The sequence below is a fragment of the Acinetobacter sp. ANC 4169 genome (assembly GCF_002135355.1).
GTDB lineage: Bacteria > Pseudomonadota > Gammaproteobacteria > Pseudomonadales > Moraxellaceae > Acinetobacter.
Genome location: NZ_NEGE01000010.1, coordinates 130,225 through 155,198 on the forward strand (window position 1 = coordinate 130,225; position 24,974 = coordinate 155,198).

23 protein-coding genes and 1 pseudogene are annotated in these 24,974 nt (G+C 41.7%); 10 read left to right on the forward strand and 14 right to left on the reverse strand.

From position 1 onward, the window contains the following. Positions 1 to 2: 2 nt before the first annotated feature. The 3 genes from rbtA to cxpE all read right to left on the reverse strand — a co-directional run bounded on the left by rbtA (position 3) and on the right by cxpE (position 3,877). Positions 3 to 1,817 carry a rhombotarget A gene (gene rbtA, locus B9T26_RS09370; RefSeq protein ID WP_086199440.1) on the reverse strand — a complete coding sequence of 605 codons (1,815 nt, stop codon included), beginning with the start codon at positions 1,815 to 1,817 and terminating at the stop codon, positions 3 to 5. A gap of 119 nt (positions 1,818 to 1,936) precedes the next feature. Continuing rightward, entirely contained in the window at positions 1,937 to 2,641 is a 705-nt protein-coding gene (hda, locus tag B9T26_RS09375; protein WP_086199441.1) for a DnaA regulatory inactivator Hda, read from the reverse strand. 9 nt (positions 2,642 to 2,650) lie between these two features. After that, entirely contained in the window at positions 2,651 to 3,877 is a 1,227-nt protein-coding gene (gene cxpE / locus B9T26_RS09380; RefSeq protein WP_086199442.1) for a chloramphenicol efflux transporter CxpE, read from the reverse strand. A gap of 134 nt (positions 3,878 to 4,011) precedes the next feature. Here cxpE and purM point away from each other — a divergent pair, with 134 nt between their 5' ends. Together purM and purN are read left to right on the forward strand one after the other, a co-directional pair. Then, complete coding sequence (purM, locus tag B9T26_RS09385; RefSeq protein WP_086199443.1) at positions 4,012 to 5,079, forward strand: phosphoribosylformylglycinamidine cyclo-ligase; 1,068 nt, start codon at positions 4,012 to 4,014, stop codon at positions 5,077 to 5,079. A 9-nt stretch (positions 5,080 to 5,088) separates the two neighbouring features. After that, on the forward strand, positions 5,089 to 5,718 hold the full coding sequence (gene purN / locus B9T26_RS09390) for a phosphoribosylglycinamide formyltransferase (protein ID WP_086199444.1): 630 nt from the start codon (positions 5,089 to 5,091) through the stop codon (positions 5,716 to 5,718). A gap of 48 nt (positions 5,719 to 5,766) precedes the next feature. Here the strand turns inward: purN and B9T26_RS09395 are convergent, their stop codons facing one another. The 3 genes from B9T26_RS09395 to sppA all read right to left on the reverse strand — a co-directional run bounded on the left by B9T26_RS09395 (position 5,767) and on the right by sppA (position 8,258). Next, a complete protein-coding gene (locus B9T26_RS09395; RefSeq protein WP_086199445.1) occupies positions 5,767 to 6,315 on the reverse strand; it encodes a shikimate kinase in 549 nt (182 codons plus the stop codon). 126 nt (positions 6,316 to 6,441) lie between these two features. Further along, complete coding sequence (locus B9T26_RS09400; RefSeq protein WP_086199446.1) at positions 6,442 to 7,236, reverse strand: alpha/beta fold hydrolase; 795 nt, start codon at positions 7,234 to 7,236, stop codon at positions 6,442 to 6,444. After that, the gene (sppA, locus tag B9T26_RS09405; RefSeq protein WP_086199447.1) at positions 7,233 to 8,258 is read right to left on the reverse strand and encodes a signal peptide peptidase SppA; all 1,026 of its coding nucleotides are present in this window, start codon (positions 8,256 to 8,258) and stop codon (positions 7,233 to 7,235) included. The genes B9T26_RS09400 and sppA overlap by 4 nt, the downstream gene beginning before the upstream one ends. 131 nt (positions 8,259 to 8,389) lie before the next feature. Here sppA and B9T26_RS09410 point away from each other — a divergent pair, with 131 nt between their 5' ends. Further along, positions 8,390 to 9,373 carry a lysophospholipid acyltransferase family protein gene (locus tag B9T26_RS09410; RefSeq protein WP_086199465.1) on the forward strand — a complete coding sequence of 328 codons (984 nt, stop codon included), beginning with the start codon at positions 8,390 to 8,392 and terminating at the stop codon, positions 9,371 to 9,373. 7 nt (positions 9,374 to 9,380) lie between these two features. On the opposite strand, the gene B9T26_RS09415 is transcribed toward B9T26_RS09410, so the two are convergent. From B9T26_RS09415 to B9T26_RS09425, 3 genes are all read right to left on the reverse strand, one after another. Next, positions 9,381 to 11,831, reverse strand: a complete 2,451-nt coding sequence (locus B9T26_RS09415) for a DNA internalization-related competence protein ComEC/Rec2 (RefSeq protein ID WP_086199448.1) — start codon at positions 11,829 to 11,831, stop codon at positions 9,381 to 9,383. A 202-nt stretch (positions 11,832 to 12,033) separates the two neighbouring features. Further along, positions 12,034 to 12,717 (reverse strand): lipoprotein-releasing ABC transporter ATP-binding protein LolD, encoded by a 684-nt coding sequence (gene lolD / locus B9T26_RS09420; protein WP_086199449.1) that lies wholly within the window; start codon positions 12,715 to 12,717, stop codon positions 12,034 to 12,036. Next, positions 12,710 to 13,945: a lipoprotein-releasing ABC transporter permease subunit gene (locus tag B9T26_RS09425; RefSeq protein ID WP_086199450.1), complete on the reverse strand. Its 1,236-nt coding sequence runs from the start codon at positions 13,943 to 13,945 to the stop codon at positions 12,710 to 12,712. The genes lolD and B9T26_RS09425 overlap by 8 nt, the downstream gene beginning before the upstream one ends. A 23-nt stretch (positions 13,946 to 13,968) precedes the next feature. Between B9T26_RS09425 and B9T26_RS09430 the strand changes: the two genes are divergently transcribed. Beyond that, on the forward strand, positions 13,969 to 14,538 hold the full coding sequence (locus tag B9T26_RS09430; protein WP_086199451.1) for a PilZ domain-containing protein: 570 nt from the start codon (positions 13,969 to 13,971) through the stop codon (positions 14,536 to 14,538). 4 nt (positions 14,539 to 14,542) lie between these two features. Here B9T26_RS09430 and B9T26_RS09435 read toward each other — a convergent pair whose 3' ends face one another. Both B9T26_RS09435 and B9T26_RS09440 read right to left on the reverse strand, forming a co-directional pair. Beyond that, positions 14,543 to 15,466: a DMT family transporter gene (locus tag B9T26_RS09435; RefSeq protein WP_086199452.1), complete on the reverse strand. Its 924-nt coding sequence runs from the start codon at positions 15,464 to 15,466 to the stop codon at positions 14,543 to 14,545. 12 nt (positions 15,467 to 15,478) lie between these two features. After that, entirely contained in the window at positions 15,479 to 15,949 is a 471-nt protein-coding gene (locus B9T26_RS09440; RefSeq protein ID WP_086199453.1) for a YaiI/YqxD family protein, read from the reverse strand. Between the two features lie 270 nt (positions 15,950 to 16,219). Between B9T26_RS09440 and B9T26_RS09445 the strand changes: the two genes are divergently transcribed. Both B9T26_RS09445 and B9T26_RS15680 read left to right on the forward strand, forming a co-directional pair. Beyond that, positions 16,220 to 17,149, forward strand: coding sequence for a hypothetical protein (locus B9T26_RS09445; RefSeq protein ID WP_086199454.1), 930 nt, complete (start codon positions 16,220 to 16,222; stop codon positions 17,147 to 17,149). A gap of 415 nt (positions 17,150 to 17,564) precedes the next feature. After that, a complete protein-coding gene (locus B9T26_RS15680) occupies positions 17,565 to 17,705 on the forward strand; it encodes a hypothetical protein (RefSeq protein ID WP_171262972.1) in 141 nt (46 codons plus the stop codon). A gap of 88 nt (positions 17,706 to 17,793) precedes the next feature. On the opposite strand, the gene serC is transcribed toward B9T26_RS15680, so the two are convergent. Then, complete coding sequence (gene serC, locus B9T26_RS09450) at positions 17,794 to 18,873, reverse strand: 3-phosphoserine/phosphohydroxythreonine transaminase (RefSeq protein WP_086199455.1); 1,080 nt, start codon at positions 18,871 to 18,873, stop codon at positions 17,794 to 17,796. A 168-nt stretch (positions 18,874 to 19,041) separates the two neighbouring features. Next, positions 19,042 to 19,653: a hypothetical protein gene (locus B9T26_RS09455; RefSeq protein WP_227518793.1), complete on the reverse strand. Its 612-nt coding sequence runs from the start codon at positions 19,651 to 19,653 to the stop codon at positions 19,042 to 19,044. Positions 19,654 to 19,928: 275 nt separating this feature from the next. Here B9T26_RS09455 and B9T26_RS09460 point away from each other — a divergent pair, with 275 nt between their 5' ends. From B9T26_RS09460 to B9T26_RS09475, 4 genes are read left to right on the forward strand one after another with little or no spacing between them, the layout of a single operon-like run. Next, a complete protein-coding gene (locus B9T26_RS09460) occupies positions 19,929 to 21,320 on the forward strand; it encodes a TolC family protein (RefSeq protein ID WP_227518794.1) in 1,392 nt (463 codons plus the stop codon). Between the two features lie 19 nt (positions 21,321 to 21,339). Then, positions 21,340 to 22,521: an HlyD family secretion protein gene (locus B9T26_RS09465; protein ID WP_143223012.1), complete on the forward strand. Its 1,182-nt coding sequence runs from the start codon at positions 21,340 to 21,342 to the stop codon at positions 22,519 to 22,521. Positions 22,522 to 22,523: 2 nt separating this feature from the next. After that, complete coding sequence (locus B9T26_RS09470) at positions 22,524 to 23,654, forward strand: ABC transporter permease (RefSeq protein WP_086199457.1); 1,131 nt, start codon at positions 22,524 to 22,526, stop codon at positions 23,652 to 23,654. Then, positions 23,651 to 24,757 (forward strand): ABC transporter permease, encoded by a 1,107-nt coding sequence (locus tag B9T26_RS09475; RefSeq protein WP_086199458.1) that lies wholly within the window; start codon positions 23,651 to 23,653, stop codon positions 24,755 to 24,757. The genes B9T26_RS09470 and B9T26_RS09475 overlap by 4 nt, the downstream gene beginning before the upstream one ends. A 28-nt stretch (positions 24,758 to 24,785) precedes the next feature. Here B9T26_RS09475 and B9T26_RS15720 read toward each other — a convergent pair. Then, a pseudogene (locus B9T26_RS15720) lies at positions 24,786 to 24,974 on the reverse strand (IS30 family transposase); the annotation flags it as partial.

Here is a 24,974-nt window from a genome sequence, read left to right on the forward strand (position 1 = left end):
AATTATTTTTTATATCGGCGTAATCCAACAAGACCCAATATGCCAAATAGACTAAAGAATCCGACAGAACCACCGGAGGTGTTCACACTCTTACTTTCCATAGCATTTTTGGGTGCTTGTACAACATTTACATTCACTTCCATATAAGGTTTTGTTTTATTAAAACGCGTAGATGAAGTGACTAGACGGATTTTAAAAATATCGGCGCCATGCCAATCCCCTTGAGGCGTATAAACCAAGGTCCCATCTTCATTAATAGTCAACTTACCCTTTGAAGGTGTCTGTGTCTGCACCACTTGCAGACAACCTGCCTGCCATGCTTCCCCTGTAGGATTTTTACCCAGTATGGCGTCACACTCCTCTTTTGGTACCAAATCACTATCACTGAGATGGTCAACTATGGAAATTTGGGCAGTTTCACCTATCAGCAAATCTTCACCCACAAGTCCTATTGTACTCGGCATAATAATTTCAATTGCACCACGGTCGCACAAATCATTATCTTCATCACGCACATTATCACGTTGATCTATACGTTCGCACCCCATCACTGTTGAGGTTGAATCAGCCTGAAACTTCCCTTTATTTATAATCAATGATTCAGCCAATTTGTTATAGCTCATCAAAATACGCGGACGAAAATATCCTAAGAAATCTTTATCCGACTTGAAATATGGGCATAAAAGCGAATTCGGATCTTGACTCAAGGTTTTACATTTTCCATCTAATGCATCCCCTGCAATCAGCTGCGTACCTGTCCAAATATCATTTGGATATAGACTGTCACCTGCCGTACAACTATTGGCTACAATATTGTTTTGGTTATAAGTTTTATCTGTACTTATAAAGGAGCAGTTATCATCCTGAGTGATAGGATATGGATTTCCCAAAACAATACTATTGGCAAGATAAGCTTTTTGTGCAGGTGCATTAAATTTAATCCCGGCTGTATTACCAATAACAGTCAGGCTATTTAAGCCTATGCCATCACGAACATTAATTACCCAGCCTGTATTTTTGTAAAAGGTACTATTGGCAATTTTATAGGACATAAAAGGGAACGCAGACAAAACTGTACTGTCTAAATCTGCAGCTGAATATATATTTGCAGCGCTTGCTAAATTGGTCTCATTTTCCCGAAAAACAGAGTTTGATATTCTAAATTGCGGAACCCGACTATAAATAATGGCGCCTTCATCCGCCTTGTTCTTTTCAAATAAACTGTATTTAATTTCAACTAGACTACGTGATACTGACTCTGCTTCAGTCGGTACACCCACATTGTAAATGGCACCACCTTGAGTGGCGATACCATCCGTTAGTTTCACATGATCTAAAACTAAATATTCATTATTGAAAATTAAACCGCCTTGTGTAGCACAAACACTCTGACCACATCCCTGCAGATTCACTTCAATGAGATTAACTTGAACTAAACCTTTTTTTGCATCATCAATATAAAAGATATTATCCTTGCCCACCATTTTAATAGTGGCATTATTTAAACCTGGTTTAGTCTCGTTTGAAAAGCTGCTATCGTAGACAGTTTTTAAAGTCAGTGCTGCCGTAATTTTAATTTGGCTATCTAATTTATATGTGGTTGTTTTTTCAAGCACAATAGTTGAACTGGAACCTTTCCCTCCACAGCCCAAATGACCTTCTTCAGGTAATTCCAGATTGACATATTCTATTGCTTCACGTAATGAACATTCCTTGTCATCTTTTTTAACATCTTCAGTCGTGTTTACGATAATGTCGGCACTATAAGCATGTCCTGCAACGCATAACATCCCTATACCTATGCTCCGTTTGAGCATACCTTTCTCCTTGTATTCTTCTATATATTTTTATTCTTAAGTTGCACATTCCCTGCAACATCGAACTATTTTGCTGTACTTTGTCACAGCTTGAATAATTTCTCAAGATTTTTTATTATTTACCGATATTCATCAATCAAGGCATAAATTTGTCTTAAATTTGCATGACTAATTTTGATTTTCTCACCTTTTAACAGTTGAATCAGTTGTTCTAAAGTTTGTAATAAAATAGAAGTCTGATGAGGCCCATGCACCAGTAAATAATCGATAATTTGTTGATCTATATGAATACCCCGGCGTGATAACACTGAGGTGACCAAGGCATATCGGTCGGCATATAAACTTCCCGACGGTACTTTAACACTGACTGCCTGAGTCAAACGTGATTGTAAATCTGGAAGTTCAAGTTTTAATTCAATCGGTGCTACACGTGACGAAAAGACCAGCTGCCCCCCGCCTTCATTATTGTAGTTAATTAAATGAAAGACTGCTTTTTGCCAATGTGGAACACCACTAATTGCTTCAATATCATCCAATGCCACCAGATCATATTGATCTAATGAAGTAATCGCTTCAGTGGGTGCATCCAGCAATTCAAGCAGTGAAACCTGAATTGCCGACTTGCCAATTTCCAGATAAGAATCGCAAATAGCAGAAAGTAGATGACTCTTGCCAGATCCCGCACCGCCATACACATAAAAGCGGTTCATTAAACCCGCATGTAATTGTCGAACTGCATCAATAACATGTCCCCATCCCGGCCCAGAAAAATCGCTAATTCTGGCATCCAGTTGAGGTTCAATATCTAATTGCAGTTGACGCATATATGAGCTTTAACCTTCAGATTCTTTATTGTCTATCAATCCAATCTTACTCGATTTTTCAGCATCTTGCAGATTTTTTACAGGCTGATCTTTTAGCTCTACATCCACATTAAGCTGCTCGCTTTCAATTGAAACCGATCCGATATCTGCATTCTGAATCACCACTTGAGGTTGCCCATAAATACGGCTCTTTTCATAGCACTCTCGTGCGTGACGCAACAGTACAACAATAATGGCGGCTACTGGCAAAGCAATCAACATGCCCAAGAAACCCGCAAGCTGGGCACCAGCCAATACTGCAAACACCACTGCGACAGGAGACAGACCAATTTTATCACCCAACAAGAAAGGTTGCAGGATATAACCTTCTACGGTCTGACCGACCATAAAAACCACACCGACAAGTGCAAGATGAACCCAGTCAAGACCAAACTGAAATAAAGCAGCGATAACAGCAGCGATAATTCCTACTGCAAAACCCAGATAAGGAATAATACTGGCCAGCCCTGCAATCATGCCAATAATTAAGCCCACTTCTAGTCCAATCAGTTGCAAACCCACAGCATATACAATGCCGAGCAAAAGCATCACCAGAAATTGACCTTTAACAAAAGCACCTAAAACACTGTGACATTCACTAACAATATTTAAGGTTGCCTTTTCATATGGGCGGGGAATCAATCTGCGGAAACTGTCCAGCATGCGGTCCCAATCCAGCAGAAAATAGAAGGCAATGATTGGAATTAATATGATGGTTCCACCAATCTGAATAAAATTCAGGCCAGACTGAGCGACTTTTAGCACCAATGCTTGAACACTGTCTGCACTATAATTGGTCTGAATGTAGTCCATAATGGCCGATGACATCTGCTCGGTATCGATTTCCATCGGTGCGAGGTTAAATGTATGAGACAACCAAGGCAGGAAGGTATAGTTCACCCAGTGAATGCCTGCGGGAATGCTGGTCTTGGCATACATCAGCTGTTTCCAGACCAATGGAGCCAGATACCACATTGCCCAAGTCACTACAACGCCAATCCCTATAAAAACTACACTAATTGCCAGCCATCTTGGTAAGCCAATTTTATGTAATTTATCAACCAATGGACTGAATAAATAAGCAATTAAAAATGCCCCAATGAAGGGTAATACTACCGGTTTAAGCAGGTACAGAACCCAAAGGATAAATGCGATTGCTGCAAGTATAAAAATGCGTCGTGAAGTGCGGTCGACCATAGAAACTCGCCTTTTTTCGGTTTATTTGTTCTAGACAGTAAAATATTTTAATAAAGATAGCATTTTAGCGCATAAATAACATAAGAGTTTCGTATATTCGGGTATAATCGCGGCGCGAATGCGGAGACTTCATTATGAGCAACTCAACTTCCCCTAACACTGGTTTAAGCTATAAAGATGCAGGTGTCGACATTGAAGCGGGCGACTTACTCGTCGATCGTATCAAATCTGTCGCAAAACGTACTTCTCGTCCTGAAGTCATGGGCGGACTAGGCGGTTTCGGTGCACTTTGTAAAATCCCTAAAGGTTATGAAGAACCTGTTCTCGTATCTGGCACAGATGGTGTTGGTACAAAATTACGTTTGGCATTGAATCTAAACCGTCATGACACAATTGGTCAGGACTTGGTGGCAATGTGTGTCAACGATCTTATTGTATGTGGTGCTGAACCATTATTCTTCCTCGATTACTATGCAACTGGTCATCTGAATGTTGACGTAGCAGCAAACGTAGTGACTGGTATTGGTAAAGGTTGTGAGCTTGCAGGCTGTGCATTGGTCGGTGGTGAAACTGCTGAAATGCCAGGCATGTATGAAGGCGAAGACTATGACCTAGCAGGCTTTTGTGTAGGTGTTGTTGAGCAAAGCAAGATTATTGATGGCTCTAAAGTTAAAGCTGGAGATGTTTTGATTGGGGTTGCTTCATCAGGTGCTCATTCAAACGGATACTCTCTACTTCGTAAAATCTTTGATGTAAAAAATGTTGATTTAACACAAATCGTAGATGGTCGACCATTAGCAGATACTGCAATGGAGCCAACACGTATTTATGTTAAATCTATTCTTCAATTGCTTAAAGAAGTTGATGTTCATGCCATGGCGCACATCACTGGTGGCGGTTTACCAGGTAACTTACCTCGTGTACTTCCAAATGGTGCTCAAGCAGTCATTAACGAATCTTCATGGCAATGGCCAGAATTGTTTAAACTGCTTCAAAAAGAAGGTGGTGTTGAACAATTCGAGATGTATCGTGCATTCAACTGTGGCGTAGGTATGGTGATTGCTGTTGATGCAAGCGACGCTGACAAAACAATTGAAGTATTAACTGCTCAAGGCGAAAAAGCTTGGAAAATTGGTCATATCCAGGAAAATGCTGAATCAGTTGAAGGCGCAGACGAAAAAATTCGCGTTATCTTTGCTTAAGAACTGCGCATGATCAAAATTGCTGTCCTTGTTTCAGGTAGTGGAAGTAACCTGCAAGCCCTGATTGATGCCAATCTGTCAGGTCAAATTGTCGGGGTTATTTCCAATAAACCTGAAGCTTATGCTTTAGAACGTGCTGCAAAAGCCGGGATTCAAACTGCGGTTATTGAACATAAGCAATATCCAAATCGTGAAGCCTTTGATGATGTGATGCATCAACAATTGCTGGATTGGGATGTTGATCTGGTGATTCTTGCAGGCTTCATGCGCATCTTAAGTGCCAAGTTTGTCAAAGCCTGGGAAGGGAAAATGCTCAACATTCACCCTTCTCTACTGCCTTACTATAAAGGCATGCATACCCATCAACGTGTACTCAATACGGGTGATGTATTGCATGGTTGTACGGTGCACTACGTCACTGCTGAACTGGATGCAGGTCAGGCACTGGCGCAAGGTGTACTAAAAGTAAATCTGCATGATAATGTGCATACATTGGCAAATCGTGTACATGTGCTTGAGCATGTGATTTATCCACAAGTGGTGGAATGGATTTGTAATGGCACCATTCAGCATACTGTGCAAGGTGTGCTGTATCGCGGTCAGGCAATGAAAGAACCGGTACAATTCTGCAAGTTTTAAAGATTGCTACATCATAAAAAACGCCTCAATGGAGGCGTTTTTTAATACTCATTTTTTCAATTTGTAATTTATTATATTTTGGATTTTAGTTACGACTATTTTCGTATCTTCATTCGTTAAAATTCGCGTACATGATAAATTCAAATATTGAATCAAGCGTTTTCGAATTTTGAATTCTTCTTTTTCTTGATTAGTGATGAGATAGGAACGTTGCAATTGCCTTTCTACAATTAAATTTACACATGTTTCAAAATCAAATGATGGCAAGAGTAAAAAAGTGAAACTGTCATTTTCGATCTGTTTTTTAATACGATAATAATTTTCAGAAATATCTTCTGGATAGGTCATAAATCCAGATGAGCAAATCATAATCATTAATCTATTGTGATTAATGCTTCTCTTCAAACTCAAATAAATTTCAAGGTTTCTTTTTGCATAATTGATATAACCATTTCTATCAATATATTCAGAAATATCTCCCTCAACCTTCATAAAGACTTCATCTAAATCCCTATAATCGATATAGAGTTGTTTAGATAACATTTTTGCAGTCGTTGTTTTTCCTGCCCCACCTGGACCAATAAAATGAATAAGCATTTTACATACTCCAAGTTATCAAAAGAGTAAACAAAGCAACAGAATATACGTTGCAGATAGTTTAAAAAAACAACTCAGCTCCCCTATAGCAGAAAACTGAATTGTTTTTGCGCTGATTTTTAATATTTACTTTTGTATCAATTGTTTAATCAAGACCACCGTCTCTACCGGTTTTTCCAGCGGGAACATGTGACTACCCTTTGCGACTGTATAAGGAATGCCAAATTTCTTTTTCACCATTTGTGGGAACTTACGAGGTAGAAACGGCCCTTTTTCGGCAATTAAAAGCTGTACAGGAACTTTCGGTCTAGATTGTGGTAACCACCATAAGGACGGATTAGTTCGGAAAATCTGCACTTCATCATCTCTAGAGATGGTTAACTCCACACCGCCTCGCACTTTATCTTCCGTTAAAGCATGATCGATATAGGCCTGGAAACAGGTTTCGTCAAAGTGTTGATAAAAACCCTTGGGTCTAAGTAACTCTGCCGCCTGTTCACGACTTTCCCAATGATCTCTGCGACGTAATGATAACGATGCCGGAGACATTTTATCCACGGCTTTTAGCTTCAAGGTTTTAGCCACATGCAAAGCAAATGCTTCTTTTCCCATGATTAAAGGCGGGTCGAGCATAATCACTTGTGTAAACAATTCCGGACGTTTCAGTGCAGCCTGAAAAGTCAGTACCGAACCCAAGGAATGCCCCAAACCAATGACCGGTCTACCCTTGGCTTGACGTACAATACTATCAATGACTTGATTGGTCAGACTATTCCAGTGATTGTCTATGGGATAACGCTTGTCCGGCCCAAGTAATGGCACATAAATAATGTCATATTCATCTTTCAGTCCATCAAACAGTTTTTGATAGACCTTCGATGGCACGCCATTGGCGTGCGCAAAGTGGATTACTGGTTTCATTGCAATTTTGTTGTTTGTTCAGATTGGACTTGCTGTGAAATTGAGCTGGCAAAACCCTGGCCCATTGAACTGCCTACACGTCCCAATACAGAATCGAAAGGACTATATTCGATGGTGTAGTTGACTGCTTTTTCTACTTTCAGCTCTCGTTTTAAACTATTTAAACTGCCAGTACGGTCTGCAATGCCCAATTTCACTGCTTGCTCACCGGTCCAGAACAGACCTGAGAATATTGCAGGATCAGTCGATTTCAATTTTTTACCACGACCCTGTTTCACGGCATTGATAAAGTGTTCATGTACATTATCCAGAACCCCTTGTACATGAGCTTTTTGCGCAGCATCAACCGGCTGAGTCATCGACAAGATGGCTTTATTTTCACCTGAAGTCATGGTGCGGTCTTCAACGCCTAATTTTTGCATTAAACCATTCACGCCATAATTCGGCATGATCACACCAATCGAGCCCACAAGGCTTGATGGATTAACAATAATTTCATCCGCAGCAGAGGCAATATAATATGCACCTGAGGCACCGGTATCACCAATGATTGCATACAGTTTTTTATCGCTATGGGCTTTCTTCAAATATTGAATTTCCTGCCAGATTTCATCCGATTGAACCGGCGAACCACCTGGCGAATTAATATTTAAAACCACGGCCTTGCTTTGCTTATTTTCAAAGGCTTTCTTGAGCGCTTTGACTGTATCGGTGCTATTCACGCTTTGCTTGTCTGCAGCAATGGTGCCAATAATATCAACCACGGCAATATGAGAACTGGTGGTTGCTGTTGGATCCGCAGTAGATGTACTACAGCTTTTCGCCAGTAACACTAAAATGAAAAGGATATAAGCAAAAGTTAGGAATTTAAAGAAGATTCCCCAACGACGTGCACGGCGCTGTTCTTCTACAGAGGCTAAAACGGCTTTTTCTAAAATATGCCATTCTTTTCCAGATATATTTTGACTATTATGTTGTGTGTTCTGAATTTCATTTTCTGGTTTTGGTGGCCAATCGGACATGGAAAACGATCCACTGTTGAGTTAAATTGAACTCATTATATACACTGATCTGGGTAAATCTGTCTAAATTATCTGTTTTCCCTTATAATAAATTTATCTTTTCCATTCTTAATGCAATTGACAATACAACAATGACCGATCGAAGCTCTCAGAATACAACCTATCGTCTTTTGCAGTTTATTAGCCGACAACCTATTCAAATTTCTCGATTTATAGCTCGTGGTTTAGCTGGTCTGGTCAATGCCCTTAAAATTTCTAAAACCTCAGAAACCATTCGACTGAATTTAAATATTGCCTTGCCTGAACTGAGCGATACAGAACGGGAAAAAATTACTGCGCAAGCGATTCGCAATGAACTGATGTCTTATTTTGAGTTCTTTAGTATCTGGGGTTCCAGCAATAAAGCCAATCTTGCACGCATTCACAACGTACATGGCAAACAGCTGTTACTGGATGCACTTGCCGAAAACAAAGGCGTGGTTTTAATTGTTCCGCATTTTGGCACTTGGGAAATCATGAATGCCTATATTGCCCAATTCACCAAAATGACCATCATGTACAAACCGGTGAAAAATGAAGCGGCTGATCGGTTTGTCCGTAATGCCCGTAGCCGCGAACAGGCAACTTTAGTGCCTACCGATGAATCCGGAGTTCGCCAGATTTTTAAGGCCTTAAAACAGGGGGGAACGACGGTGATTTTACCAGACCATACCCCAAATGTTGGCGGTGAAATGATTCCTTATTTTGGACTGCCTTTGGCCACCAGTAACCTAAGTGCCAAACTGATCCAAAAAACCAAAGCCAAAACTTTGTTTTTATATGCACTGCGCAATGATGATCAAGGCTTTGATTTGCATTTTGAAGCAATTGATGAACGCATCTATTCGGTCGATACTAATCAAGGCACAGGCATTATTTTTCAAGCCATTGAAAACCTGATCCGCCGTTATCCTGAGCATTACCACTGGAGCTATAAACGCTTTAAAGCCAGTCCTGAATTGGATGCACTGTATCATCTCAATAAAACAGAGGCTTTAGCTTTGGTAGATAAAATCCGTGCCGAGACTACAGCTCAAAATATTGCAATTCCAGTAGAAAATGCACAGGTCTTATAATTGAGTATCATGATTTAAGTTTAGCAGCTGCACGCTTTAACCATTGCCTTTGTTCGCGCGCATAATGTAATTGCATCTGTCCATTGGCCTGTCTGATAAACTGAATACTGCCCTGCTGTACTGTGCTCAATACAGGAATATTCAGCTGCTGTAGACGTTGCAATGTCATTTTACTGGGATGTCCATAGCGATTGTTAAAGCCTGCCGATGCGATCACGATTTTCGGGTTTAACTGTTTTAAAAAAGCATAGGCTGAGCTGTGCCGACTGCCATGATGCCCCAAAACCAGTACATCCACTTTTAAATCTGGATAATCCTGCAAAATTTGATATTCGGTTTGCCAACCAGCATCGGCCATCAGTAAAAAATTCTGATAAGGCTGGGCATTTTTCACCTGTAAATAAATCACACAGGACATTTCATTTTTCTCAGCCTTGGCATAGACCAGATTTTCGGCTTTGGGTGACAACACGGTCATATCCACATGGTTTTTCCAATGCCATTGCAGGCCCTGCCGGCAATAATCAAAACGGCTTGAACGTGGAATTTCAACTTGCTCATTGGAATAGACCTGCTTGATCGCCAAGTCATATTTAATCGACTGATAAGCGCCATAATGATCCAGATCGAGATGGGTCAGAATCAGTTGATCCAATTGATGAACACCCTTCACCGATAAAAAGGGCAAAATAATTTGCTTGCCGATGCTGAATTTAGCCTCATCATAGTTACCACCCATATCAATCATCAGGGTCTGGTCTTGATCCCGAATAAAAATTGCCTGCCCTTGCCCTACATCCAATACATTCAATTCAAACTGGTTTTTACTGGCATCTAATGTTACTAGAGGAATAAAACACAATACCGCCCAGGCTTTAGGCAACACATTGCGCGGCAAAAACAGAATGATCAAACCTAAACATAGACTGAGCCATACGGCAAAATTCATGGCAATGGGCTGTAATGTCGGAGCAAACAGCCAATCTAAAAGTTGCAATAACCATAGTAAAGCTGCAAGACACAGATCATTGAGTTGTAAAACCAGACTACCCAACGGTTCAGCAATGAAATAACACAGCGCTGCGAGCAGATCCAAAGGCACAATCACCAGACCAATCCAGGGAATGGCAAACAGATTACTCAGTGGCGTAATCCATGCAATCTGCTTAAAAAACAGCATCATCAATGGAAATAAAGCCAGAAATATTTTCCACTGTGATTCGATTAAAAGTTTCAGCTGCAATTTTACGCGTTGCATTCTGCTCTTTAGCTCATCCATGCCACTTTGCTGCTGCACGGTTTGATAAATGCGTAACAATACAAAACATGCGCCATAAGACAGCCAAAATGCAGCCGATAAAATACTAAAGGGATCAAAAATTAATAGCATAGATGCACTAAACAGCAAAATATTAAGCGGTCGAACCTTTTGTTTGAATAAGATAAACAGACTGATCAATACACAGCTCAACAGCGTTCTTAACGCCGGAATTTCAAAGCCGACAAATGCACAGTACAGCGCCACACTCGCGCAAAAAGGCCAGATCAGCAGATATTGCTTGGGCCATTTTAAATAGAGCTGTGGTCGATAACGACGAATTAGCTGATGCAGGCTCCAACACAGTAGTACGGCAAAAATCAGCACATGCGGTCCCGATATGGCGAGTAAATGGCTCATGCCGAAGCGCTGAAATAACTGTTCAGTTTCTGGGTCAAGTAAACTTTTATCTCCGGTCAATAAAGCCAGCATCAAACCTTTATGCTGCACCGGCTGCTGATTGATAAAATTGCGCAATGCTAAACGCTGTTGTTCGACCCAGAGTTGAATCTGATTGGAAACAGAACCTTGTTGCCTAAGATGTCGACCATAGCCCAAAGCAGTGACTTGCTGTTGTGACAGCTTTTCTATTGCAGAGACTTTAAATCCAGACATGATATTTTGCTGGATATACCATTGTTCCTGATCAAAGGCGCCTTCAGTTGCATAGCTATGCGCTGGCAGAATCTGGCCATGCATGCGGTAATATTGACCTAGCTCAAGTACAGATTTGGAACCCGAATCCATTTCATTTTTTAAAAATGCCTGCCACTGCACCACTTCTGTATGGCGATTCAGTATCTGGATTTTTTGTTGTATTGACTGATCGCCCAACTCATTGATGTTTTTAACATAGCCAATCACCTCCACCGCTTCAGTCTGTTGTTCCCTGAACTGCAAGCGCTCATTTAATTGAAGTTCAGCATAGTGATAGCCCAGGGTTAGGCCCAGACAGAAGGCAATGCAAAGCTGTAAAAACTTAAAGTACAAGCGCTGGACATGTTTGAGCACTGTCAGTTTTAACAGCAAAGTCAGAATAAAAAGAGCAATACCGGGAACCAGCCATAACTGCAAAAGTGGAAAAGTTTTCCCCATTGTTGCAATGCCCAGCACCCAACCGATACAGATCATTTGAATCATTGTTATTATAATTTATTTATTTTTGGCAATATTAAAGCCCACCGGAGTGAGCTTCAATTGATTTTTTAATTTATCGATCAGCGTCGAGGGTTGGTTGACACTTCGTCTATGTTTGCGACGACGAGTATTTTTTACGTTGTATATATCTCATTGTTTAATTGGAGCTTACAACGCAAACCATTTATGAAATGTCAACCAAGCCTTAAGCATCAATCCAGACACCATCTTGCATATGCAAAATAGAATCGGCAGTCTGCGCCAGCTGTTCATCATGGGTCACAATCAGCATCGCCATATTGAACTCATTGCGTAATTCACTGAGCAGTTCAAAAATTTTTACTGCCGTTTTACGATCCAGGTTACCTGTCGGTTCATCGGCCAGCATCAGTTCTGGCTTTGCGACCAAAGCACGTGCCAATGCCACACGCTGGCGTTCACCACCAGACAGCTCACCGGGTTTATGAGTCATACGGTGCGACAACCCAACCCGATTGAGCAGATATTCTGCCTGTTCCTTGGATTGCTTGTAGTTGGTACCTGCACGAAGCATTAGTGGCATGGCCACATTTTCCAGTGCAGTAAATTCAGGTAATAAATGATGGAATTGATAAACAAAACCCAGATGCTGATTACGTAAATAACCGCGTTCAGCTTCACCCAACGTATCAAAGCGCTTGCCGTTTAAAAACACCTGCCCTTCGGTTGGACCATCCAGCCCCCCCAACACATGCAGCAAGGTACTTTTGCCGGAACCGCTCGAACCGACAATGGAAACAAACTCACCCGCTTTAACTTGTAAGGACAAGTTTTTAATCACCTCGACCGTAGTTTTGCCATCGGTAAAACTTTTCGAGATATTTTTCGCTTCGAGGACAATATTACTCATAACGTAAGGCCTCTGCTGGTTGAGTTTTGGCAGCACGTAATGCCGGATAAATCGTGGCAAGGAAACTTAAAACTAAAGACAGGCTCACAATCACCACGACATCTTGCCAACGTAAATAAGACGGCAAGTAATTAATGAAATAAGCATCAAACAGGTTCCAGCCAAATGCGGTATTTAACCAGCCTATTACATTGCTAATACTTGAAGCGAAGATAATCCCCAGAATGGCACCTGAAACCGTACCGATCACGCCAATGATAGTGCCCTGTACCATAAAAATTCGGGTAATGGTTGCAGGCGAAGCACCTAAAGTACGTAAAATCGCGATGTCGGATTTCTTGTCGGTGACCACCATCACCAGTGAGGACACGATGTTAAATACCGCCACCAGTACAATCAGGAACAGCAGCAAGCTGACCATGGCTTTTTCCATCTGGATGGCGCTGAATAGATTACCGTGGGTATAGGTCCAGTTCGATGCATAGAAATTGTTTGGCAGGTCTTTGACAATATCATCAGCCACTTCAGGTGCCAGGAAAATATCATCCAGTTTTAGACGCACACCTTGAGCACCATCCGGCAAGCGCAATAAAGTGGAGGCATCATTCAAGGCGATATAACCCATCATGGAATCCACTTCCGCCCCGATGCTGAAAATACCGACAATTTTAAAGCGCTTAAAGCGTGGCACAACCCCAGCAGGAGATGGCGTTGCTTCAGGCAGCACTAAAGTAATATTGTCGTTTAGTCCCAAACCCAGTGAATCGGTCATTTGTTTACCTAAAACAATGCCAAACTCACCTTTTTTCAGACTGTCAATACTACCTGCAACCATATGATTTTGGATAATCGAAACTTTCTTTTCGTATTCAGGTTCGATCCCTGTGACCATGATTCCAGCGACTTGCCCTTGCGCAGTCAGCATCCCCTGTAATTGGGTAAATGGTGCTACGCCTTTGACATGCTCATGCTGTTGAACTTTTTTTGCAAGTTCAGGCCAATTTGTTAAAATTTGTGTTGAAGAAACAGTCGCTTGAGGTATCATTCCTAAGACGCGGTTTTTCAGTTCTCGGTCAAAGCCATTCATTACGGATAAGACTGTAATTAATACAGCCACACCTAAGGTGAGACCGATCATGGAAACCAGAGCAATAAAAGAAATAAAGTGGTTACTACGCCGTGCGCGAGTATATCTCAACCCTATGTACAGCGAGATTGGTTTAAACATACCATTTAGTCCGAGGAATAATTATGGAAAATTTACAGCATCAAAGCGGCAATATGGAACGCCGCGTTATGTCGCGTATCGATGCTGCCTTGCGAGTTAATTATCAGATTATTTCTGATGATGTCGCGCTTAATGACCCTTATGATCCTAACTTTGTGCTGCCCCGCTATTTTCTACTACTCGCAGAATTAGATCAATTTGATCACGCATTAAACTACGAATTAGAACAATTAACTGAAAAAGATCAACAAATTGCTAGAATATTATCCTTATTCAATCAAAAATTAAACCTTATTACCGGTTCTTTGTACGATGCAATTGTACAATCCATGTTACCAATACCGGAACATGTTAATTTTTCCGAAACAGGTTTCAGCTTCTTTAACGAGCACCCTATTCAGGAAGGAACCTATATTCATGTCACGCTCAGCCACCCTGAGAATTTCTTCCATATTGCCGCGACTGCTCAGGTTGTCTATAGCCGTGCAGAAGAGAACGGTAAATTCCGTACCGGGGCTTATTTTATTACCTTACACCCACAAGACCGGGTAAAACTTGCCGAATGTGTCATCCTGAGCAGAAATAAAGACTAAACTTTTAACTGTTAGAATTGATGTTGGATTTGATCTTGGTGGCGAGATTCTGGCTCGCCTTAAGATCACGGTAAAAATAAACAAACAGGCCAAACAACAAAATAAACGCACCAACAAAAACCATCACCGATAATTTTTCATCATTCAGCAGCGCTCCAAACAGCATGGCCAACATAGGCGTCAATACCGTGGTCAACGATAAGGTGGTTGCCTTAATATTCTGTACCAGTTTGAAATAACAGAACATCGCCAATAATGAAGCCATAATCACTGCATAAAACAAACCAATCAATGCCTTGGTATTGGGTATATGATCTGGCGCATGCTGCCAGATAAACGGCAACATACACAGCGCAAACAAGCTAGAAACAAGAATGGACCCGGTTGCCTGAGCCATGGGTTTTAGCGGTGCATTGACTTTTTTAACCCAGAAAATGGATGCGCAATACACAAAAACACTGATCAGCATTAGCCCTATGCCCATGGGCTGGACATGCTGCTCACTGCCTCCCAGGCAGATGATCCCCAGCCCCAATACCGCAATGCACATGCCCAGCCACTGCACCCGATGCAAATGAATATTAAAGGCAAAACGGCCAATTAATCCGGTCATAATCGGTGCCAAACCAAACATCAAGGCAATAATGCCTGAGCTTAAATAGGCCGTAGCCAAATAGGTAAAGATTTGCGAACCAATAAAACTACAGGCACCGGCGACATAACTATGCAAGGAAATGGCATTGGTCGGCAACTTGATTTTCAGTACGACCAGCAAGCCCAATGCTAAAGGCAAGGCAATGAAAAAGCGCAGTGCCAACGCCCACAAACTATGGATGTCCGAAACACTCCAGACAATTGCCAGTGGCGTGGTTGCCCAAATAAACACCAATAAGGCATATGTGGACATGATGTTGCTTTTTGACGGCATGATCAGCTCAAATTACAGTGCAGTTTTACGTTTCTGTTTCTGGATGGTTTGATCCAATGAACTGGAAAATTCACGTTTATCACGTTCAGAAATCGGGGGCGGACCACCTGTATTGACACCTGCTCCGCGTAAAGAATCCATGAAATCACGTAAATGCAGACGTGCTTTTACATTGGCAGTGGTATAGATTTCACCGCGAGGATGAATGGCGATTCCACCCTTTTCAATCACTTGTGCAGCCAGGGGAATGTCCTGTGTCATGACAATATCATGCTCTTTCATGCGCTCGATAATTTCTTTATCTGCAGCATCTGCGCCACTCATAACCTGAATGGAGTTAATCCGTACTGACGGGGTAATACCCACATTTTGATTGGCGACAAACGTCACTTCCAGCTGATAACGATCAGAAGCGCGAAGGATCACCTCACGCAGGATTTTAGGCAATGCATCGGCATCCACCCAAAGTTTAAATGGCAGCACACCACATCCATAGTCAAAAAAGAAGAGTACCTAGTTTAGCAAATTCCATGTGACAGGAGGATGGCTAAATCGATTCAGCTGATGTGCTATTTTTTATATTTACCCAAGCTGGTCATGTTTTCATGGCACAGTTTCAGATTTCAGCGCATCCATATGCAGAATTTTGAGTACATTTCAGGGACTTTGATGCTTTAATTTGGCCATATGACTTGAAATTTAACAATAACCCTCGATTTAATAGATAAATACAACCCAACATCAATTGTGAATATGAAAAATCAAAATAGACCGGAACTGATCACCATTGAAGATCAGAACTTTGGCAGTCATGTCGAACATTGGAATCTGCTCACAGAAAATCCGGCTACAGATGTGCCCAAGTGGCTGGGTCTGGCTCTTGATGCACCAATCATGCCGATGGGTTTATGTAAAGAAGAATGCGACATGGATGCATCCGCCTGGCTTATTCAAGGGCCTAAACAGGCAACAGTGCAAATGACCCAAGTCATTGCGGTTGAAAATAACAAACCACAAGCGGTAAAAACGGCATTTCCAAGTTTTGAAAGTCCCTATAAGGTCCCGGCTACGATTGAACGGATTATCACCTGTAAATCCAACACCCAGGCGGTACTGCGCTTGAACTTGGGGGCCAATACCATTGTCTATGCCTTTGATACGCTGTATAGCGTCAATCATGACCACTATGAAAAAGATCAACCCTATCTGGCACAGCTCAATGCCTGGGCCTATGAACTGGAAGCTGTTTCAGACCATGAGCAACTTGTGGTGGATGATCCGGCCTCCATTAAACATCACCGTGCCTTGAATGACATTCTTGCTGCCAATAACGGCGTGGCACCTGCCAATTTGCAAGAACAGATTGATGCCTGGGAACCCAAATCGGAAGATGACAAAGAACCAGTCACCGTCGATTTTTCCAGAATGGTCGCCTATCTGTATGGCGAAAATATGGGACAGGAAGATGAAGCCTGGTTCCAGGGCAATATTGTCGGTAAAACCTCTATGTCATTTATGCAGCAGGAATATACCCTGTATGACGTTGCCTTGATTCATGATGAAAATCAGGAAGCCACCCTGATTCGTATTGCAACCAAGAATAAAGCCCATAAAGACTTTCAAATTGGTCAATTCATTCGTGGCAATTTATGGATTCAAGTGAATATTTACACTAAAAAATAATTTTTTATAAATGGCAGCGCCATAGCAGGATTATCCCCCTTGTACTATGGCGCTGCTTTTTTATGTCTTTGTTTTAATTATCTGCATAGCCAATCTGATTAAAATTTATCCACAGCAGCACATTATATTTAATGTTTTTAAATTCAAATTAAAATGCACTTATCCACAATTTTAAATTCAAAATTTTATTTTAAACAACAGCCGTCGTTATTATATTTTTATGACTCATTTTTAAGCTTTTATCCACAACAACCCTGTAGTGACAACAATCTGGCAAACCATCTGATATTCCAGCGGATAAACTCAATATTTTAATTACATATTTTTATTTAGTACTTTATTTAATCAATTTTTTATGATAAAAATGCAAACTAGCAATATAAATTAACGATAAATAAATCGGAATAGAGTTTCCATGAAAATCGTGCAAGAAGAAAATATATCCACAGTTGAGCATCAACTGATTAAACGCTTTGAATTAGACGCTATCTCATGCCTGTTTTTTGTACTGGGTATGTTTATGTCTGCCTATATTTTGCATCACTTTATTCTTTAATCCTGTTTCAAAGCTCATCTTAATACCCCACGCATTTATTCAATACATAAAAAAGCCCATCATGTGATGGGCTTTTTAGCTTTAAGGCTTAAGCATTGCGTTTTGCAAAGTCGTCCATAAAGTTCACCAATGCCTGTACACCTTCTAATGGTACAGCATTGTAGATACTTGCACGCATACCACCCACTGAACGGTGACCTGCCAAGTTAAGCAAATGGTTTTGCTCAGCTTCTTTCAGGAACAATTTATCCAAGTCAGCATTGGCCAAAGTAAATGGCACATTCATGATTGAACGGTTTTGTTCAGCAATCGGGTTAGCATAGAAATCGCTAGAGTCGATATAACCATACAGTAATTTGGCTTTTTCAAGGTTTACTTTGTGAATGGCATCCACACCGCCATTTTCAAGTAACCATTCAAATACCAGACCAGACAAGTACCAGGCATAAGTGGATGGTGTATTCACCATTGAATCATTCTTCGCCTGCGCAGAATATTTCAAAATGCTTGGAATTTCAGGTTTCGCCTGATCAAGCAAGTCTTCGCGCACAATCACTAAAGTTAAGCCAGCAGGACCAATATTTTTTTGAGCGCCGGCATAGATTAAACCAAATTTAGAGACATCAATCGGTGCTGAAAGAATGCTTGAAGATAAATCAGACACGAGTGGTGCATTCACTTCAGGAATGCCTGCAAACTGAAGGCCACCGATGGTTTCGTTATCTGCATAATGTACATAAGCAGCATCGTCAGACAAATTCCACTGGCTTTGCTCAGTAATCGCCAATTTACCGTTAATGCTTGTACCCGCTTCCACGACATTGATGTCGCCATAGCGTTGTGCTTCTTTAAGCGCTTTTTCAGACCAGATTCCGGTATGAATATAATCAGCCTTGTTGTTTTTACCCAACAGGTTCAAAGGAATAGCAGAGAATTGTAGTGAAGCACCACCTTGCAAGAACAATACTTTGTAGTTCTCCGGGATGTTCATCAATTTGCGCAAATCTGCTTCTGCTTTTTCTGCCACAGCCACATAGTCACTGCTACGGTGACTCATTTCCATGATCGAAAGACCCTTGCCATGCCAATCGAGCATTTCAGCTTGGGCTTTTTCTAAAACGGCAGTCGGTAATGCAGCAGGGCCAGCACAGAAATTGTACGCGCGCATGATTTTTCCTTTCAGAGTGAAACACAATAAAATAACGGCATTTAACCACAGATAGCCGGTGCTTGCAGTAAATTATCCTGAAAATATTTCAATGCTGTCGGACATTTAAAGTTAAAACTTCAATAAAGATCTGATCTTTTTGCAGGTTTGATTATCTCAATAAAAGGCTCACCCGCCAGTAAATGGCTGACGATTCTTAAGATTAAGGCAGGAATGACCACAATGCCGTGAATCAGTGGCCAAGCTGATATAAATAGAAAACTCAAGCCAGCGCAGCCAAGCTAAAAAAGCCCGGGATTTAATTTCCAGTTTTAAACGCTTCAGCTCGGACAGCGGACTGTCACCATGTGCATCAATCCATTGTCTAGAATGTGCATCATAAGTGTTACTGCTGATTAAACCGCGCCAGTAGGCCTGCACGATACGCTTCGGTTTTAAAAAGAATCCGGTAGACAGCGCGATCAGATTCATCACGCCCAAAATTGGATGGCGGAACATCGAACCGGTGCCCAGTTCCCAAGCACTTACCTCGCCCTCGCCGATACGACCGACAGTATAGCCAGTCAAAATATGGTGCAGATCATGATATTTCAGATATTTATGTCTTACGCCAATATTCGGCATCGGCACAATCAAACAGCCCGTATATACGCCTACGGTTAAAGGTTCCCGATCTCCCACAATCGGGCCAAAGCCATTTTTTTGATAAAATAGCGTCATGGCTTCATTCAGGGTAAAGGAATCTGCAAAATTATTTGGTGCTTTGGCGTGTAAATCCATCTTATATTTATTAAATGCGATAGTAATTTGTACACAATATAGCCGATAAATCCGATTATTTACACCATAATGGTATGATCAAAAAAATGAACAGCTGTATAAAAAACATAATGTTGCAGCATTGCTTTATACTTGGCTGGACGATACGGAGAATCTATTCGATGTTACAGCGTTCCTCAGGTTCAAGCAGATCTGAACAAACAGGCAAAATCTACAAAACAATACATACTGCGCTGAATCACACCATTTTTGCAGTTTCAGCGCTATGCAGTTCGATGTGCTTTGCACAAAGCATCAGTTATGTACAGGCTGAACAGAGCCTGTTGAAAGACTCTTACACCACGCAGGCCAATCAGGCCTTACAACAATCCGCACAATTACAAGCCGAAGCAGTCAAAGGGTTAGGTCTGCCCCGGGTCGATTTAAATGTCCGTGCCTATGCCTTTCATAATGAAGTCGACATTCCTCTGGATTCTTTTAAAAACAATTTGGAACAAACGCTTGCTCAAGGCATCAACGATCGTATTAATCAAGAAAACTTTCCTTCCACTATTTCTGATCCTTTAAAACAAGGACTTAATCAAACCATTCATAGTGGTATGGGTTTATTTCCCGACTCGGCCAATGTGGTACTGGAAGATCAAGTGATCCGTCCTACCGTTTCAGTGTTAATGCCTTTATATACTGGCGGCCTGACCTCCAGCACCAAGGAAATGGCTGATCTTAAGGCACAGCGCAGTCAATTGAATAGCAAGCAACAGCAAGATACACAACGCTTTGAACTGATTCAGGCTTATTTTAATGTCCAATTGCAGAAACAACTTTTGGCCGCCAGTCAGTCCAATTTCAATGCCATGCAAACCCATTACGGTAATGCCTTAAAACTGGAACGCCAGGGATTCATCAGCAAAGGGCAACGCATGCAATTTGAAGTGGCAAAGAACAATGCTGAACGTAGTACGCAAAATGCAGCAGCCAATTTAAGATCAAGCCTGTTTCAGCTGAATAACCTGTTACAGCAGAGTCAGATTACCGAACTGAGCACACCCTTATTTGTCAATTCCAGCCAAAATCAGAACCTGAATGCGCTGTTAAAAAGTTATCCGGAACAATCTGCACTGATCCAGAAAATGCAGATGGATACCCAATTGGCCAATGCCAATGTTAAGGCTCAAAGTGCCGCGAAAAAACCTAACTTATTTGCCTTTGGCGAATATAGTCTGGATGAAAAGCAAAACTGGATTGTAGGCGTGGTTGCACGCTATAACCTGTTTTCAGGCGTTGATAAAAACAAAAATATTCAGGCGGCGGAACTGCAACGTTATGCATCACAACTGTTAACCGAACGCACCAAACAGGAAGTCGAAAACATCATCTATAGCTCTTACAATGAGCTTTCGGCTGCGCAGCAGAGCCATGTATTACTGCAACAAAATGTCCAGGCTGCTCAGGAAAATCTGCGTATTCAAACCTTATCTTTTAAGGAAGATATGGGAACAGCCACTCAAGTGATTGATGCACAAAATAGCTTGAATGCTTTAAAAAGTGAGATGGCGCTAAATGCCTATAAATATGTCATGTCTTTGGCCACTTTATTACAAAGCCACGGTTCGATCGATCAGTTTCAAAACTATGTCAGCCAAAGCAATACCAGTTATATTCGTTAATTTTTGATGGGGGAACAACATGACTCAAGATCAAAACAAAGCTGATCAAGATGTAGAAAATGCCTCATCAGAAGAGGCTACTAACAATCTATCCGCTCAGCAAAATGAATTGAATGCTGTAGAGCAGTCTCAAGAACAGCCAAATCATACAGATTCAGCATTTTTCAGTTATTCAGAACAAGCGCAAGCGCCAGCTACTGAAAATACAGATTCAAAATCTTCAGCTGCCATTAAAGTGATTGGTATCATCATACTGATCTTGCTTTTAGGCCTAATTGGCTTTGGGTTATGGAAAAGCTATCAGCCCAAGGAAGTTGAGCTGCAAGGTCGTGTTGAAGCCGAAACTGTTCATGTCAGTACCAAAGTACCGAGCCGCATTGAAGAAATGTATATCCATGATGGTCAGAAAGTGCTGAAAGGTCAGCAACTGGTACGTTTGTTTAGTCCGGAAGTGGAAGCTAAAAAACAACAGGCTCTGGCCAGCCTGCAATCTGCTCAAGCGTTGCAATCTACAGCTGAGCGCGGCTCGCAACAGGAAAATATCGACAGTTTATATGCCAACTGGCAGGCCATGAAAGCCCAGCAAGAATTGGCCCAAACCACTTATCAACGTGGAGCCAACCTGTTTAAAGAAGGGGTCATTTCACGCCAACGCCGTGATGAAATGCATGCAGCTGCACAATCTGCCGCGCAAATGACCGAAGCTTCTTATCAACAATACGCACGTGCCAAACGTGGCAGCACCTCCGAACAAAAATCTTCCGCAGATGCACAGGTGGAAATTGCCAAAGCAGCCGTTGCAGAGGCCAATGCCCTAGAAGCCGAAACCAAACTGGTGTCCCCAATCAACGGCACCATCTCCAAAACCTATGGCAAGGTGTCTGAACTGGTGGCTATGGGCGTGCCTGTGGTCAGTATTATTCAGGAGGATGAGCTCTGGGTCAGCCTAAATATTCGTGAAGATCAATATGCACAGATCTATCAGGCCAAATCGATTGAAGGTTTAATTCCTGCATTGAACAAAAAGGCCCTGTTCAAAATTCAACATATTGATGCCGAAGGTGAATTCGCCACTATTAAAACCACGCGTCAAACCGGTGGCTATGATATTCGCAGTTTCAAGATTCAGCTTACTCCAGCCCAGCCGATTGCAGACTTAAAGGTCGGCATGAGCGTGCTGTTTAAAATCAAAGAGTCTTGATCATGCTGCATGGCATACTGCGTGAACTTGACTATTTGCTCAAGCATAAGTGGGACTTGTGTATGGTTACGCTTGCGCCAGCATTAATGATTGTGCTGTTCGCCAGTATGTTTGCCCAAGGCAAACCTAGCCATCTGCCAATTGCAATTATTGATCAGGACCAGAGTGAACTGAGCCGGACGATTATTCATCATGCAGGCCTGAATCACAGCCTGAGCATCAACAGCATTTCCAGCAGTCAGGATGAGGTTGAACAGTTACTGAATCAAAATAAAATTTGGGGTTATATTACTGTTCCGGAAGGTGCAGAACAACGCTTGGTACAAGCCAAGGATGCCCAGATCAGCATTGCCTATAACCAAAGCTATTTTAGTGTCGGCAATACTATTTCATCGGCTATGCTGATGAGCACCTTACAAGCCATTGCCGATTTTGGCGGTCAGCAATATCTGGAAAACCGGATTCCTTATCTGGATGCACCCACACCGAATGTCAAAATTTCTCCGCTGTTCAATCCGGGCTTAAGTTATGAGTTCTATTTAGAACCCTACATGATTCCAGCGATTTTGCATTTATTACTGTGTTGCTGCGTGGCTTTTGCCGTGGGACAGGAACTGAAATTTGGTACGACAAAAACATGGCTCGATGGTCAAAATTTATGGCTTGCCCTGCTTTCCAAGAATATGACCTATGTGCTGATTTTCAGTTTCTGGACCTGGCTGTGGATGTTCTGGTTAATCGAATTTCGCGGCTGGTTTGTACAGGGACAGCTCTGGCCTATTTTATTAGGACTATTTCTTCTCTATAGCGCTTATGCCTTTATCAGCAGTACCGTGGTTTTGGCCACACATAATCTGGCTAAAAGTTTTGGTTTTATTGCCGTCTATGGCGGATCGTCTTTAAGTTTTGCCGGCGTGACTTTGCCGCTGAACAATGCACCTCTATTCACCCAATTTTGGTCGAATATTATTCCATATACGCCTTATGCCAAGTTACAAACGGAACAATGGGTCGTGGGCAGTCCAATATCCATTTCACTGCTACCGCTTGCAGTTTTAGCCGTTTATTGCCTGTTCTATATGTTTACTGCCTATCTCTTTCTTAAAAAGTATGTAAAGGGAGTTCAGGCATGAAAACTCTCACGAACTTTTTACACTTTTATTTTAAAACCTTTAAAGATATTGCCGCGAATAGCTCGATTCTGACCACTTTGGTGCTCTCGGTATTTTTATACAGTTTCTTCTATCCAACAGCTTACAAGGCAGAACATGCCGAATCTTTGCCGATTATCATTGTCGATGAAGAACAAAGCCAGATAACCTCCAGCATTATTGGCGAAGTGGCTAAAAGCCCGAATGTACAAGTTAAGGCAGTCACAGGTAATTTTGCCGAAGCGCAGCAGATGATCAGGCTGCAACAGGCCGATGGTATTTTGTTATTGCCAAACAATTTATCCGGCAGTATCCGTCGTGGTGAAGTTGGCGGTATCGGTTTATATTTAAGTGCCGCCAATTTCTTAAAAACCCAAAATATCGGTTTAGGTCTAGCGACCTCTATTGAGCATGCAATTGCGGAACAGGCACAAAAATTTGGCAATATTTCGCATTTCTCCCCTGCGCTTTCCGTTCATCAAATTCCTTTATTCAACACGCTGTCGGGCTATGGCAGTTATATTTTCCCTGCCGTTGCACCGCTAATTATCCATCAGACCATCTTGCTGGGTCTGTGCATGTTGATTACGGGCTATCGTGAAAAGAACTGGACACCGAGTCAAACTGAATTCTGGGCATTATTCAGTGCCATTTTGACCATTGGCTTCCTGGGCTGTTTATACCTGTTTGGATTTACCTTTTGGCTGAATGATTATCCGCGTGGTGGTAACTTCTTGGGAATGTTCATTGCTGTGCCTATTTTTGTAAGTTGCGTGATTGGCCTCAGCATGCTGATTGCATCTTTTCTGGATATGCCGGAACGTGCAGGTCATGTGATCGTCTTTACTTCCATTCCGCTATTTTTACTCTCAGGGACAGCATGGCCACACGCAGCCATGCCTGAGTGGATGCAATGGCTGGGAAATATTTTGCCTTCTACCCAAGGCATACAGATGTTTATTCAATTGAACCAGATGGGCGTACCGACTCAGCTGGTCACTCCGAAAATGATTTATTTGGCGACTTTTGCCGGAATCTGTTTGGTATGGGGATATTTCCGGCTGACCCGAGCTGCTCCAAAATAATCTTTTAAGTATGACGTCATAAGATTACTTAGATTAGCATTTGAAGTGCAACACCATGTTGTTGGCATAATACCTGACTCGGACTTTTAAATCCGAGTCTTTTTCTTGGACGTTGATTTAAACGTTGAGTGATTTCTGCAATATATTCATCTGTATAGTCATTTAAGTCACTTCCTTTTCGAATATATTGTCTGATTAAACCATTGGTATTTTCATT

Excerpts from the sequence above, each read along its gene's own strand:
- rbtA (WP_086199440.1), bottom strand. The coding sequence starts at position 1,817 with ATGCTCAAACGGAGCATAGGTATAGGGATGTTATGCGTTGCAGGACAT.
- hda (WP_086199441.1), bottom strand. The coding sequence starts at position 2,641 with ATGCGTCAACTGCAATTAGATATTGAACCTCAACTGGATGCCAGAATT.
- cxpE (WP_086199442.1), bottom strand. The coding sequence starts at position 3,877 with ATGGTCGACCGCACTTCACGACGCATTTTTATACTTGCAGCAATCGCA.
- purM (WP_086199443.1), top strand. The coding sequence starts at position 4,012 with ATGAGCAACTCAACTTCCCCTAACACTGGTTTAAGCTATAAAGATGCA.
- purN (WP_086199444.1), top strand. The coding sequence starts at position 5,089 with ATGATCAAAATTGCTGTCCTTGTTTCAGGTAGTGGAAGTAACCTGCAA.
- B9T26_RS09395 (WP_086199445.1), bottom strand. The coding sequence starts at position 6,315 with ATGCTTATTCATTTTATTGGTCCAGGTGGGGCAGGAAAAACAACGACT.
- B9T26_RS09400 (WP_086199446.1), bottom strand. The coding sequence starts at position 7,236 with ATGAAACCAGTAATCCACTTTGCGCACGCCAATGGCGTGCCATCGAAG.
- sppA (WP_086199447.1), bottom strand. The coding sequence starts at position 8,258 with ATGTCCGATTGGCCACCAAAACCAGAAAATGAAATTCAGAACACACAA.
- B9T26_RS09410 (WP_086199465.1), top strand. The coding sequence starts at position 8,390 with ATGACCGATCGAAGCTCTCAGAATACAACCTATCGTCTTTTGCAGTTT.
- B9T26_RS09415 (WP_086199448.1), bottom strand. The coding sequence starts at position 11,831 with ATGATTCAAATGATCTGTATCGGTTGGGTGCTGGGCATTGCAACAATG.
- lolD (WP_086199449.1), bottom strand. The coding sequence starts at position 12,717 with ATGAGTAATATTGTCCTCGAAGCGAAAAATATCTCGAAAAGTTTTACC.
- B9T26_RS09425 (WP_086199450.1), bottom strand. The coding sequence starts at position 13,945 with ATGTTTAAACCAATCTCGCTGTACATAGGGTTGAGATATACTCGCGCA.
- B9T26_RS09430 (WP_086199451.1), top strand. The coding sequence starts at position 13,969 with ATGGAAAATTTACAGCATCAAAGCGGCAATATGGAACGCCGCGTTATG.
- B9T26_RS09435 (WP_086199452.1), bottom strand. The coding sequence starts at position 15,466 with ATGCCGTCAAAAAGCAACATCATGTCCACATATGCCTTATTGGTGTTT.
- B9T26_RS09445 (WP_086199454.1), top strand. The coding sequence starts at position 16,220 with ATGAAAAATCAAAATAGACCGGAACTGATCACCATTGAAGATCAGAAC.
- B9T26_RS15680 (WP_171262972.1), top strand. The coding sequence starts at position 17,565 with ATGAAAATCGTGCAAGAAGAAAATATATCCACAGTTGAGCATCAACTG.
- serC (WP_086199455.1), bottom strand. The coding sequence starts at position 18,873 with ATGCGCGCGTACAATTTCTGTGCTGGCCCTGCTGCATTACCGACTGCC.
- B9T26_RS09455 (WP_227518793.1), bottom strand. The coding sequence starts at position 19,653 with ATGGATTTACACGCCAAAGCACCAAATAATTTTGCAGATTCCTTTACC.
- B9T26_RS09460 (WP_227518794.1), top strand. The coding sequence starts at position 19,929 with ATGTGCTTTGCACAAAGCATCAGTTATGTACAGGCTGAACAGAGCCTG.
- B9T26_RS09465 (WP_143223012.1), top strand. The coding sequence starts at position 21,340 with ATGACTCAAGATCAAAACAAAGCTGATCAAGATGTAGAAAATGCCTCA.
- B9T26_RS09470 (WP_086199457.1), top strand. The coding sequence starts at position 22,524 with ATGCTGCATGGCATACTGCGTGAACTTGACTATTTGCTCAAGCATAAG.
- B9T26_RS09475 (WP_086199458.1), top strand. The coding sequence starts at position 23,651 with ATGAAAACTCTCACGAACTTTTTACACTTTTATTTTAAAACCTTTAAA.